The organism is Brevundimonas sediminis, from assembly GCF_048799765.1.
Lineage (GTDB): Bacteria > Pseudomonadota > Alphaproteobacteria > Caulobacterales > Caulobacteraceae > Brevundimonas.
In genome coordinates this window covers 1-12,134 of the sequence record NZ_JBLYQK010000051.1, presented here as the reverse complement: position 1 = coordinate 12,134, position 12,134 = coordinate 1, and the positions used below count along the sequence as shown (strand labels likewise).

Annotated in this window: 13 protein-coding genes; 6 read left to right on the top strand and 7 right to left on the bottom strand. The window is 69.4% G+C overall.

Annotation, left to right across the window (positions count from 1 at the left end):
• Window positions 1-611: hypothetical protein (locus ACLQ7T_RS15615; protein ID WP_420480224.1), on the top strand; the 611-nt coding region annotated here is incomplete at its 5' end.
• An 8-nt stretch (window positions 612-619) separates the two neighbouring features.
• Window positions 620-1,708 carry a histidinol-phosphate transaminase gene (hisC, locus tag ACLQ7T_RS15610; RefSeq protein WP_420480223.1) on the top strand — a complete coding sequence of 363 codons (1,089 nt, stop codon included), beginning with the start codon at window positions 620-622 and terminating at the stop codon, window positions 1,706-1,708.
• A gap of 36 nt (window positions 1,709-1,744) precedes the next feature.
• Here hisC and ACLQ7T_RS15605 read toward each other — a convergent pair whose 3' ends face one another.
• The 3 genes from ACLQ7T_RS15605 to ACLQ7T_RS15595 all read right to left on the bottom strand — a co-directional run bounded on the left by ACLQ7T_RS15605 (window position 1,745) and on the right by ACLQ7T_RS15595 (window position 6,449).
• Window positions 1,745-2,551 (bottom strand): TIGR02186 family protein, encoded by an 807-nt coding sequence (locus tag ACLQ7T_RS15605; RefSeq protein ID WP_420480222.1) that lies wholly within the window; start codon window positions 2,549-2,551, stop codon window positions 1,745-1,747.
• Complete coding sequence (locus tag ACLQ7T_RS15600) at window positions 2,548-3,471, bottom strand: sulfite exporter TauE/SafE family protein (protein ID WP_420480221.1); 924 nt, start codon at window positions 3,469-3,471, stop codon at window positions 2,548-2,550. Before ACLQ7T_RS15600 ends, ACLQ7T_RS15605 begins: the two co-directional genes overlap by 4 nt.
• Before the next feature lie 116 nt (window positions 3,472-3,587).
• Window positions 3,588-6,449: an SEL1-like repeat protein gene (locus ACLQ7T_RS15595; protein ID WP_420480220.1), complete on the bottom strand. Its 2,862-nt coding sequence runs from the start codon at window positions 6,447-6,449 to the stop codon at window positions 3,588-3,590.
• 220 nt (window positions 6,450-6,669) lie between these two features.
• On the opposite strand from ACLQ7T_RS15595, the gene ACLQ7T_RS15590 reads away from it, so the two are divergent.
• The 3 genes from ACLQ7T_RS15590 (at window position 6,670) to ACLQ7T_RS15580 (ending at window position 7,966) form a co-directional block, all read left to right on the top strand.
• On the top strand, window positions 6,670-6,876 hold the full coding sequence (locus tag ACLQ7T_RS15590; RefSeq protein WP_420480219.1) for a hypothetical protein: 207 nt from the start codon (window positions 6,670-6,672) through the stop codon (window positions 6,874-6,876).
• A gap of 61 nt (window positions 6,877-6,937) precedes the next feature.
• On the top strand, window positions 6,938-7,447 hold the full coding sequence (locus tag ACLQ7T_RS15585) for a pyridoxamine 5'-phosphate oxidase family protein (protein ID WP_420480218.1): 510 nt from the start codon (window positions 6,938-6,940) through the stop codon (window positions 7,445-7,447).
• Window positions 7,448-7,522: 75 nt separating this feature from the next.
• Window positions 7,523-7,966: a hypothetical protein gene (locus tag ACLQ7T_RS15580; protein ID WP_420480217.1), complete on the top strand. Its 444-nt coding sequence runs from the start codon at window positions 7,523-7,525 to the stop codon at window positions 7,964-7,966.
• On the opposite strand, the gene argF is transcribed toward ACLQ7T_RS15580, so the two are convergent.
• From argF to ACLQ7T_RS15560, 4 genes are all read right to left on the bottom strand, one after another.
• On the bottom strand, window positions 7,963-8,877 hold the full coding sequence (gene argF, locus ACLQ7T_RS15575; protein WP_420480216.1) for an ornithine carbamoyltransferase: 915 nt from the start codon (window positions 8,875-8,877) through the stop codon (window positions 7,963-7,965). The two genes, ACLQ7T_RS15580 and argF, sit on opposite strands and share 4 nt — an antisense overlap.
• 25 nt (window positions 8,878-8,902) lie before the next feature.
• The gene (locus tag ACLQ7T_RS15570) at window positions 8,903-10,093 is read right to left on the bottom strand and encodes an aspartate aminotransferase family protein (protein ID WP_420480215.1); all 1,191 of its coding nucleotides are present in this window, start codon (window positions 10,091-10,093) and stop codon (window positions 8,903-8,905) included.
• An 89-nt stretch (window positions 10,094-10,182) separates the two neighbouring features.
• Window positions 10,183-10,653 (bottom strand): YcxB family protein, encoded by a 471-nt coding sequence (locus ACLQ7T_RS15565; RefSeq protein WP_420480214.1) that lies wholly within the window; start codon window positions 10,651-10,653, stop codon window positions 10,183-10,185.
• A 112-nt stretch (window positions 10,654-10,765) separates the two neighbouring features.
• On the bottom strand, window positions 10,766-11,587 hold the full coding sequence (locus ACLQ7T_RS15560) for an ABC transporter permease (RefSeq protein ID WP_420480213.1): 822 nt from the start codon (window positions 11,585-11,587) through the stop codon (window positions 10,766-10,768).
• Between the two features lie 323 nt (window positions 11,588-11,910).
• Here ACLQ7T_RS15560 and ACLQ7T_RS15555 point away from each other — a divergent pair.
• A partial coding sequence (locus tag ACLQ7T_RS15555) for a GcrA family cell cycle regulator (RefSeq protein WP_420480212.1) occupies window positions 11,911-12,134 on the top strand: 224 nt, incomplete at its 3' end.

Below are 12,134 nucleotides of genomic sequence, written 5' to 3'. Positions count from 1 at the left end.
GGGTCGCGGCGGGCCGACGCCCCGGCGTGGACGCCGAAGCGCTTGCCCTGCGCGAGGCCATGAAGGGCCTGGGCCCGTCGGAGATTGCGGTCGCGCGGGCGGTCCTCGGACGCCTCGACGCCGCCACGGGCGCGCCCCTCGCCATCTGGGGGACCGCGGCGCAGGTGCTGGCGGCCGATCGCTACGGTCTCGGCGGTCGACTGGCGACCCGGCCCGACGACGCGCTGGCGGCCGTGCGTCAGGGTGGCCGCGCCCTCATGGACCTGACGTCGTCGAACGCCTGGTTCGGCCGTCTTCTGGCCGAGCCCGCCCTGCGGATCGTCGGGGCCCTGCCGGACGACGCCGCGGGCCTGCCGCGGGCCCTGCTGGCGCAGCGGACCCAGCCCGGCCCGACCGGCCACGACCGCACCTTCTGGGCCACCGACAGCGGCCTGTCTCCCGGCCGGATCGTGGCGACCCTGTCCGACGCCGGGCTGGCCGCCACCCCGCTGATCGAGGCGGGCGGGTTGAAGCTGTTCATGCTGGCGGGCTATGTGCAGGCCGAGGACGGGCGGCTGCATGGCGCGCCCGGCACATTGTCCGGCGTTATCGGCGCCGCCCCGATTTTCTGAGAGCCTTCATGACCGACGCCCCCACGCCCAAGCCCGGCATCCTCGACATCGCCCCCTATGTCGGCGGCAAGGGGAAGATCGACGGCGTGGCCGAGCCGATGAAGCTGTCGTCCAACGAGAACGCCCTGGGCGCCGGCCAGAAGGCCCGCGACGCCTATGCGGCGGCGATCAACAACCTGCACATCTATCCGGACGGCCGGGCCGGCAAGCTGCGCGACGCGGTGGCCGCGCATCACGGGCTGGACGGCGAGCGGCTGATCTTCGGCAACGGCTCGGACGAGGTCTTCGCCCTGCTGAACCAGACCTATCTGGAGGCCGGCGACAACATCGTCACCGGCCAGTACGGCTTCCTCGCCTATCGCATCAGCGCCCTGGCCAACCAGGCGACGGTCAAGCTGGCGCCGGAACCGGGCTTCAAGGCCGAGGTGGACGCCATCCTCGAGCAGGTCGATGAGCGGACGAAGATCGTCTACATCTCCAGCCCGTCGAACCCGACCGGCAGCTACAACACCGCCGAGGAGACCCGCCGTCTCCACGCCGCCCTGCCGCCCCATGTCCTGCTGGTCATCGACGAGGCCTACGCCGAATTCGTCACCGCGCCGGACTGGGAGACCAGCTTCCCGCTGGCCAGGGACGCCGACAACATCGTCGTCACCCGCACCTTCTCCAAGATCCATGGCCTCGGCGGCCTGCGCATCGGCTTCGGCTACGCACCGCTGAAGGTGTGCGAGGCGGTGGACCGCATCCGCCTGCCGTTCAACGTCTCGGTGGCCGGACTGGACGCCGCCGTCGCCGCCCTGTCGGACGAGGCGCACCAGAAGGCCTCGCTGGAGCTGGTTGAGACCTGGCGGCCGCGCCTGACCCAGGCGATCAGGGGCTTCGGCTTCGAGGTCTTCCCCAGCGCCGGCAACTTCATCCTGGTCCGCTTCGCCGACGCCGCCACGGCCGGCGCCGCCAATGACTACCTGAACACCAGGGGCATCATCGTCCGCCCGGTCGGCGGCTACGGCCTGCCCGACTGCCTCCGCATCACGGTCGGCACGGAAGACCAGAACCGCGCGGTGCTGGACGCGCTCAGCGAGTTCGCGGCGAAGTGATCGTGCCCCTCTCCCGACGGGAGAGGGAAATCAGCGCTAGTTCCGCCTGAAGATCCGGCTGGCCGCCCAGCCGGTGAACATGGCCAGCAGGACGCACAGGACGCCGTAGGTCCATGGGCGGCGGTGGGCGAACTCGAAGATGTCGCGCTCGATCCCGACCTTTTCGACGGTCAGGGTCAGGTTGCTGACCGAGACCGGCTCGCCCTCCTGGAACAGCCAGACCTCGGCGAAATACTGACCGGTCGGGGCGACGGCCGGCAGCTCGACCTCGGCGCGGAACAGGCCCCGATCGACGAACTTCACCCCGGCCGGATCACTGTTGTAAAGGGCCGCCGCCTCGCGCAGCCGGATCACCGCGCGGCGATAGTCCAGATAGTCCTCGCCGATCCGGCTGACGACCACGTCGCGGACGCCGTAGCGGGTGACGGTGCGGCTCTCCTCGGGCGCGGCGATGCGCAGGTGATCCACCCCCACGCCCAGCCGGCGCAACTGGCCGAAGTCGGCGATATCCCCCAGCGGCCGGGTCGAGGCAGTCATGTAGAAGCCGGGCGCGCCCTCGAACAGGACGGGACGGCTGTTCAGCCAAACGCCCAGGTTGCGGGTCTTCTTGACCAGACGCACAGGGCCGTCCGGGCCGCGCACGACCACCACCACGTCGGCGGGGGTGTCGGTCGGATTGAACACCGCGCCGTACAGCACGATAGAGGCGCCGCGGAAACTGGAGTCGACCATGACCCGCGCGTCGGTCATGGCCGCGGCCACGCGGACCTCCCCGGTCGTGCCGACGGACCGCTCGGGCGCGGGCGCCTCGATGGCCGGGGGCGGCGGCGGAAGCGGCATCATTGCGCCACCCCGGGAGCGAAGCTGAACAGGTCGGAGGGCCGGACGAACAGCTCCAGCCCCATGTAGATGCCGACCAGCAGCACGATGATGGCCAGCACCGCCCGCAGCTCCTCGGCGCGGAACCGGCCCGACAGCCGCGCGCCGTACTGGGCGCCGACGACGCCCCCCAGCAGCAGGATGGTCGACAGGACGATATCCACCGTCTGGTTCCGCCCCGACTGCAGGACGGTGGTGATGGCGGTCGTGATGATGATCTGGAACAGGCTGGTGCCGACGACCACCTGGGCCCGCATGCGCAGGACGTAGAGCATGGCCGGAACCAGGATGAAGCCGCCGCCGACGCCCATGATGGCCGACAGGACCCCGACGAAGGAGCCCAGGGCGAAGGGGGGGATGGCGCTGATGTAGAGGCCCGAGCGGGGGAATTTCATCCGCAGCGGCAGGCCGTAGAGCCAGAGCGGACGCCGGCGTTCGCGGTGCGGGGTCACCTCGCCCCGGACCCGGCGCAGGATCTGCCCCAGGCTTTCGTGCAGCATCAGGGCGCCGATGGAGCCGAGGAAGAGCAGATAGGACAGGGCCACGACCAGGTCGGCCTGGCCGAGCAGGCGCAGATAGCGGAACATCTCCACCCCGGCGAAGGCGCCCAGCACCCCCCCCAGGGCCATCAGCCCGCCGATCTTGTAGTCGACCTGCTTCTGCGAGGTGTAGTGGATCACCCCCGAGGTCGACGAGGCGACGACGTGGCTGGCCTGGCTGGCGACGGCCACCGAAGGCGGGATGCCGAGGAAGATCAGGATCGGGGCCATCAGGAAGCCCCCGCCGATGCCGAACAGACCCGAGACAAAGCCGACCGTCGCCCCCAGCAGAACCAGGAGCGGCCAGTTCACCGAAACCTCGGCGATCGGCAGATAGATATCCAAAGGACGCGCCTTCGGCTGGAACTGAGATCAAACGCCCGAAAGGCGACGGTGAAACTGTCCTGAACGCCCCGGGTCGGCAGTGCAACCCGATGCGCCCGAAAAGGAGTCTGTTCGCCCTAGCGGGACGGCGTGACGGTCATCAGGTCGGCTTCCGCGCGCGCCCTTCCGCGCTCGCCGACCGGCAGCACGACCTTCAGCCGCTCGACGGCGTCGCGGGCGGCGCCGTCGCCGGCTCGGGACGCGACCAGATACCACTTGTAGGCCTCGACCAGATCGGTGCGCACACCGCCCTGCCCGGTCTCGTACAGCTCACCCAGATTGTACTGGCTGTCGACCACGCCCGCCTCGGCGGCCTTGGTCAGCCACAGCAGGCCGTCGTCCAGATTCTGCGAGCCGCCGGTGCCCTGGATCAGATGCATGCCGTAGGCGAACATGGCCCGCGGATTGCCGGCGTCGGCCGCGCGACGGGTCCAGGCGCGGGCCTTCGGCAGGTCGACGGGGAGCCCCTTCAGCCCCTCCTCGTACAGGCCGGCGATGTAGAGTTGCGCGGGCGCGTAGCCGAGCTCCGCGGCCTCCTTCACGTCGTTCACGCCGGAGAGGTCGTCGGCATCCAGCTTGATGATCGACTGCTGGAAGAGATCGGCGGCGCGCGCCCGGTCCGCCGGCGACACCTCGACCGGGGTGGCGGCCAGGGCGGCGATGGGCGTAGCCGTCTCCGCCCCCGTCAGGCCCGGAATCTGCAGGCCGGAATCCGCCAGTTCATAGTAGGCGTAGCCGCCGGCGGCGGTCAGGGCCATGGCGATGGCCGAGGCGCCCAGCGCCTTGCGGACCGTACCGCCCTGACGGCTCGCCTGCTTGTCCAGGCGCTCCTGCAGACGCGACTTGCCGCCCCGCTTCAGGCCGAAGCCGGTCCGTGCCGGCGCATCCTCGGGCTCGGACATGGCCGCCCGGGCCGCGTCGATGGCCTGACGGGTGGAGCTGGCGCGGCCCTGGGCCGCCGCGGCGCGCAGGGCGCGAGGATCGACGAAATCCGTCTCGGCCGCGAATTCCTCGCCGCCGGCGTCGAAGGCTTCCGGCGTCGGGGCCGGCGCCGTCGCGGCCAGGGCGTCCGACACGTCGGCCCCGCCGAAACCCTGTCCGAAGGCCGCGGGCTCGGCGGCGGCCGGAGGCGGGGCGAAGACCGGGACGTGGGGCGGCTCGACCTCATCGGCCAGGGAGCCGGCGAACGGCTCGCTCAGCGCCTGACGGCTGCCGAACGGCGCGGAGACGGCCTCCGGCACGGCGCGCGGGGACCGCATCACGGCGTCGAACACCGTGTCCGGCGTCAGCACCTCGGCCTCATCCATTCCGGCGAAGACGTCTTCAGCCACGACGGCCTCGGCCGGCTCCGGCGGCGCCAGATCGGCGGACCAGGCCTGCTGTTCGGTATAGACCGGATCCGGATCGTCGAAGGTCTGCCCCTGGAAGGGCGCGTCCGGGAAGGCCGCGTCCGGGAAGGCGGCGGCGCGCCAGTCCGGCTGGACCTCGGCCTCGGGCGCGGCCACCGGTTCGGGCTCCGGCTCGGGCCTGGTCTCGGCGCGCCGTTCGATGTTCTCCCGGGCCTCGGCGATCAGGGCGGCGGTGCGCTCTTCCGACAGCCGCATACGCTCGGCCAGCTCGCCCGAGGCGCGGTCGTAGCGCTGCTCGATCCGGGTCGAGCTGTCGGCCAGACGGCGGCCGATGTCGTCCAGCGCCTGCTGCGAGCGGCGCTCGGACTGGGCGATGCGTTCGCTGAGGCGATCCGAGATGCGGGTGATCTCGCCGCCCAGCTTCTCCAGCGCCAGGGCGTGGCGGTCGTCGGCGGCGGTCAGGCGCTGCTCCAGCCCCTGCTGCAGCCCCTGGGCCAGGCGGCCCATGTCGCCCTCGACCTTGCGGGTCAGGGCCTCGCCCATCTTTTCGACGCGCGCGTCGACGCCCGCCTCGATCCGGCCGACGCGGCCGTTGAGGTTTTCGGCGATGCGGAGCACTTCCCGGCCCATCGCCTCGACGGCGCCGGCGGACCGGGTTTCGGAGGCCTTGAGTTGCTCGCCCAGCGCCAGCACGGCCCGCTCGATGCGGTCCATCCGGTTCTCGGACTGGGCGGTGTCGAGCCGCCGCATCATCTCGGCGCGATTGGCCTCGACCTGGCGGCTGAGGGTCTCCGCCAGCTTCTCGAAGCGGGCCGCCTCGCGCGCGCCCTCGGGTTCGACGCGGCCTTCGGCGGCGCGCAGACGCTCGTCCAGATGGGCGAACGAACGCTCCAGCCCCTTGAGCGCCTCGGTGGTCCGGGCCTGCGCCTGGTCCAGGCGGGCGCCGACCTGGGCCAGCAGGTCGGAGCCCGCGCCGGGGCCGGCCAGCCTCTCGACCGCATCCATGCGCTGGCGCAGCTCGTTGACGCCGGTACGCTGGCGTTCCTCGATGTCGTACAGACGCCCGGCCAGGGCGCCGAGCCCGGTCTCGACCTTGCCGAAGGTCTCGGCGGTCTTGGGGCCCGTCTCCTGTTCGAACCGGCGGAGGCGGCGATGCCCCTCGCGCAGCTCCTCGGCGAGGTCGTCGATGCGACGGCCGTACTGGCGGCCGTCCTGATCGGCGGCCTCGAGGCGGCGCACCAGTCCGGCGACTGCCTGATCGACGCCCTGGATGGCGACCGTGGAGCGACGTTCCGCCGCCTCAAGACGGGCGGCGATGGCGTCGACGGAGGCGCCCAGACGATGGACGACCTCCTCATCCGCGCCGTAGGCGTCGTCGAGACGGCGGCTGCGGCCGCGACGCTCGAACATGTCGGCGGCGTGGGGACGGCGCGGCAGGGGCGTATAGCCCTCGTCCTCGTCGCCATCCTCCATGATCATCGAGTTCAGCCACTCGCCGAGCGTCATGCCGGAGCGACGCGCGAGGTCCTTGGCGATCTCGCGCGCCTTGGGGTCTATCCCCTTCACGCTCCACGGCGCGGCTGCGCTCACTGATTCGCCTCCCGACCTTTGACTCGGACGCTAGTGCGCCAGATCAAGGGTGTAAACGCGCGGTTAACCCCAACATGTAGGGCTGCCCACACCTTCCTGTGGAAAGAGCGAACGCCCACCGGATGGATGCCGCCAACGTGGTTAACGGAGGGTGAACATTAACCTCCCGGCAAGGACTCAGCCCCTTGCGCCGGGCGCTTTTGCGGTCCACGGGACGCAAATGGACCTGCGCCTGACCCTCATCCTGGCCGCCGCCGCCCTGGCGCTCACCGTCTTCGCCGGCTGGCGGGGCGCCCGCCCCTGGGATCCGAGCCAGAAGGTGCGCATGGCCCCGTGGCGCTTCATCATGGTGATGAGCGGCGCCGCCCTGGTCCTGCTGCTGATTCATGTCGGCGCCCTGCTCGGCGTGCCGCAGCGGCCGGTCTGACGGGGAACCGCCGCGTCGCCCGACGCTTCCCTGATCACACCCCGATCAGAGGAGCATCACGATGGGCGACAAGACCCTGACCGCCGCCGAGGCCGAACAGCATTTCTGGGACAGCCTGAAGACGTCCAACACCGGACTGCTCGGCCTCGACCAGCCGGGCTATCACGCCCAGCCGATGACCGCCTTCCGCGAGGAAGAGACGGGAACCATCTGGTTCTTCACCCGTGACGACACCGACCTCGCCCGGGACACGGCCCTGCCCGGCGGGCAGAGCGCCATGTTCCACTACGGCTCGAAGGACCAGAACGTCTGGGCCTGCATCCACGGCGACCTGTCGGTGCACGGCCCCGACCGCGAGATCATCGACCGCCACTGGAACCCGGTGCTGGCCGCCTGGTATCCAGGCGGCAAGGACGACCCGCATCTGACCATACTGCGCTTCAGCGCCGACGACGGACGTGTCTGGGTGAACGAAGGCGGCGTCTTCAAATTCGCCTACGAGGTCGCCAAGGCCAACATCACGAAGACGCTGCCGGACGCCGGCGGCGTGGCGGACGTGAACCTGCAGTAGGGTTTCGTCAGGTTCAGAAGGCGGCGGCCGCGGGGCGCGCATGAGACGGTGACGCTTCCTTCCACGGAGGCTGTCATGAAAACCGCTTTGCTGATCCCCGCCGTCGCCGCCGTCCTGTGCGCCACCTCTCCCGCGCTGGCGTGCCGCGTCGCACCTGCGTCGGTGAGAGCCGAGGCGGCCCTGCCCAGAGTCGGCTTCACAGCCGTCGTCTCGTCGAACACGCGCAGCCGGACTCCCGAAGGCGAGGAGACCATCATGGTCGTGCTCGATCTGGACGAGACCCTGGCTGGATCGCCGCCCGCTCAGACGGCCCTGTCCGGCGTCCTGTCGGAGGAGATCGTGATCACCAGTTGCGGCCCTATACGCCCCTATCCCTATCAGTTCACCGAACTGAGCGAAGGGAGCCCCGTCGTCGTCTTCGGCGTGCAGTCGGCCGATGCCGGGCTGATCGTCCAATCGGTCGCCCTGGCCGACAGCGCCCGTGGACGAAGCCTGCTGGAAATTCTTCGCCGGTCCTAGCCCGCGAAGCACCAGGCCAGCACGGCCTTCTGGGCGTGGATGCGGTTTTCGGCCTCGTCCCAGACCAGCGACTTCGGACCATCGATGACCGAGTCCGTCACCTCTTCCCCGCGGTGGGCGGGGAGGCAGTGCAGGAAGACGGCGTCCTCATTGGCCATGGCCATCAGGGCGTCGTCGACGCCATAGCCGTCAAAGGCCTCCAGACGGGCCTCATAGTCCTGATCGCCCATCGACACCCAGGTGTCGGTGACGACGACATCGGCGCCGGCGACCGCTTCGCGCGGGTCGCTGGTTAGGACGACGTGATTGCCGCCCCGGGCGAGGTCGTGCAGGTCGGGGTGATACTCGGCCGGACAGGCGACCTGCAGGCGGAATCCGAACTTCGGTGCCGCATGCATGAAGCTGTGGCAGACGTTGTTGCCGTCGCCGACCCAGGCGATGGTCTTGCCCTTCACCGGCCCGAGGTGCTCCTCGATGGTCAGCAGGTCGGCCAGGATCTGGCACGGGTGCGAGCGGTCGGTCAGGCCGTTGATCACCGGGACGGTCGCCACGCGGGCGAAGCGCTCGACATCCTCATGGCTGTTGGCGCGGATCATCACCGCATCGACCATCCGCGACAGCACCTTGGCGGTGTCCTCGACCGGCTCGCCGCGGCCCAGCTGCATGTCGCCGGCGTTGGCGATGATGCCCGAACCGCCCAGCTGGCGGATCGCGGCGTCGAAGCTGAAGCGGGTGCGGGTCGAGTTCTTCTCGAACACCATGGCCAGCACGCGATCCTTCGCCGGCGCGTCGGCGTCGGCGCGACCCTGCGGCCAGCCCTTGCGGGCCTGCTTGCGGGCGTGGGCGTCATCGAGGATGGCGCGCAGCTCTTCGGCTTCAAGCCGGTAGATATCGAGGAAGTGACGGACCATCGGGCCCTCCAGATCTGTCAGGGCCTCAGGCCAGTTTGGTCCGCGCGAACTCGCAGGTCTTCTCGAAGCGTTCGACGGCCTCGCGAGCCTCGTCCAGCGTCAGCACCAGCGGCGGCAGGATGCGCACGCAGTTGTCGCCGCCGCCGGCGACCAGCAGCTGCTGCTCATCGCGGGCCCAGCCCATGAATTCGCGGTTGTTCGGGACCAGCTTCACGCCGATCAGCAGGCCCTTGCCGCGCACGTCGACGATGACGTCCGGGAAGCGCTGCTGCAGGCCATGCAGCTGCTGCTTCAGATAGCCGGCGATCTCATTCACATGAGCCAGGGTTTCGGGCTTCGACAGCTCGCCGAATGCGGCCTGACCGACGGCCATGGCCAGCGGGTTGCCGCCGAAGGTCGAGCCGTGAACGCCCACGGTCATGCCCTTGGCCGCATTCGTGGTCGCCAGGCAGGCGCCGATCGGGAAGCCGCCGCCCAGCGCCTTGGCCACCGCCATGATGTCCGGGGTCATGCCGGCCCATTCGTGGGCCCACAGCTTGCCGGTCCGGCCCATGCCGCACTGGACTTCGTCGAAGATGATCAGCACGCCGGTCTCGTCGGCCAGCTCGCGCATCCAGCGCAGGTCCTCGTCCGGCGTGGCGCGGCAGCCGCCCTCGCCCTGTACGGGCTCAAGGATGATGGCGGCCGTGGTCGGATTGCGGAAGGCGGCCTCAAGCGCAGCCTTGTCGCCCCACAGCAACTGGTGGAAGCCCTCCATCTTCGGGCCGAAGCCTTCGGTGTAGGAGGGGTTGGCGGCGGCGTTGATCGCGCCGTAGGTCCGGCCGTGGAACGAGCCGTCGAAGCCGTAGATGTCGATCCGCTCGGGCTGGCCGTTGGCGACGTGGTGCTTGCGGGCGGTCTTCAGCGCGCATTCGACGGCTTCGGTGCCCGAGTTGGTGAAGAAGACGACGTCGGCGAACGACTTCTCGCACAGGGCGTCCGCCAGGGCTTCCTGACCCGGAATGCGGAAGATGTTCGAGACGTGCCACAGCTTGCCGGCCTGCTCGGTCACCGCCTGCACCAGCTTGGGGTGGGCGTGGCCGAGGCCGTTGGTCGAAATGCCCGCCACGCAGTCCAGATATTCCGTGCCGTCGGTCGACCACAGACGCGCGCCCAGCCCACGCTCCACCTCCAGCGGCGCGCGGTTATAGACACCCATCAGATGTTCCTGGGACACGGATCAGACCTCCAAAAGCGAGACGGCCCCACCGCGGGGCGCGATGGAGCCGGAAAAAAGTGTCCGGTCTTGTCGGACGCGAACCGGGGTTAGTCAACACCACGGCCGAGACGGCCTGACGCCGTGACCTCGGCGATGAGGGCGCGAATGTCCGCGATCTGGTTACGCCCCGCGTCGAGGAAGCGGATCGGCAAACGATAGGCCGTCCCGGGCCCCACATAGAAAACAAAGCGCCGTTTTTCTTCACGGACTGCTGTGACGCCACCCCAGCGGATGATGTAGGTCGAAACCTCGTCCGAGATCGTGACCCCGCCCTCGTCGAGCGCCCAGGTCTTCGGGAGGCGGCCGGCGGGAGACTGCCGCCACTCGCGCGCGATCAGTCTCTTGAGGATCGCGACCGCGATCCTTTGCACGACAACGACGAAAAGCAGGGCGACGGCCATCCAGAGGACGACGTGCCGCCCTCCAACCCACGCGAAGATCACCAGTGCGTACGGAAGCGCCAGGACCAGGACGTCCGCGCCGCGCCCGACCCACTCGATCGCCGGCGAGAAACGCACCGGCGCCGAAGCCTCCGGAACGGGACGAATCCCCTCAATTCTGATCATCCAGACAGCCCCCGAAACGCCTCCTGTCTGGGTAGTTCAGACGCCGTCCGCAGGGAAGCCTTGGTCAGCTCTTGAGGCGCCAGCCCGACTTGAACACGGCCCAGCAGGCGCAGGACAGGGCCAGCGTCAGGACCGCGCTCATGCCCACGCCGATCCAGAGGTTGCCTTCGGCATGGCCGATGAAGCCCGAGCGGAAGCCGTCGATCATGTAGAAGATCGGGTTGAAGTGGCTGATGGTCGCGAACGGCTCCGGCAGGTTGTCGACCAGGTAGAAGGTGCCGGACAGGAAGGTCATCGGCATGATCAGGAAGTTCTGGACCGCCGCCAGCTGATCGAACTTCTCGGCCCACAGACCGGCGAAGACGCCCAGCATCCCCATCATCAGCGAGGCGGTCAGACCGAACCACAGGATCGACAGGATGTTGGTCACGCCCAGCTTCGCGAACGGCATGACGCAGATCGCCGTCACCAGCCCCACCGCGATGCCCCGGGTGGCGGCGCCGAGCGAGAAGCCGATGGTCAGCTCCAGCGGGCTGAGCGGCGGGGTCAGGAAATCGGTCGAGGTGCCCATGATCTTGGCCTGGATCAGGCTGGACGAGGCATTGGCGAAGGCGTTGTTGAGGATGGCCATCATGATCAGACCCGGCGCCACGAACTCGGCGAAAGGCGTGCCGTCGATCGGCGGGCGCGAGTCCTTCAGGGCAACCACGAAGACCAGCATGTAGAGCAGGGTCGTCACCACCGGCGCGGCCACGGTCTGCGCGCCGACCTTCCAGAAGCGCCGCACCTCCTTGAGATAGAGGGTCTTCACCCCCTCCCAGTTGACGCCGGTGTAGCGGCGGGGCTGCGGAAGCCCGGACGGGCGCGTGGAGGCGAGATCGGTCATGGGCGCGGAAATGCGGCCGGAAGCGGCCCGGCGCAAGGGGGCCAGGGGTGAAGAGTGAAGAGGGAGCAGTGAGTGGACGGGCGGCGGCCTGATCCGGAAACGGCGACCATGACCCGGCGTCAGCCCCTACTCACCAATCACCACTCACTCTTCACGTCTGCGGTCCCAACCCTGAGACCCGTCTTAACCATACTAGATGTGGTTCCTGTGGACGGACCAATTCCCACATATTGCGCGTTTTAAGAGGTGGTTTACGATTAGGAGTAGGTCGGCCCCACAGGAGGGACATACCGACCCCATATGTTGAATCCCGGAGGGCGAACATGACCGCAGGCTGGACCGAAGATCGCGTCGGCGCGCTGAAGAAGCTGTGGCTGGAAGGCCAGTCGGCGAGCCAGATCGCGAAACAGCTGGGCGGCGGCGTCACCCGCAACGCCGTCATCGGCAAGGTGCACCGCCTCGGCCTGTCGGGCCGCGCCGCGCCGTCGCAACCGGCCCGCGCCACCTTCCGCCCGTCGCGTCCGCGCCCGACCCCGGCGCCGACCCA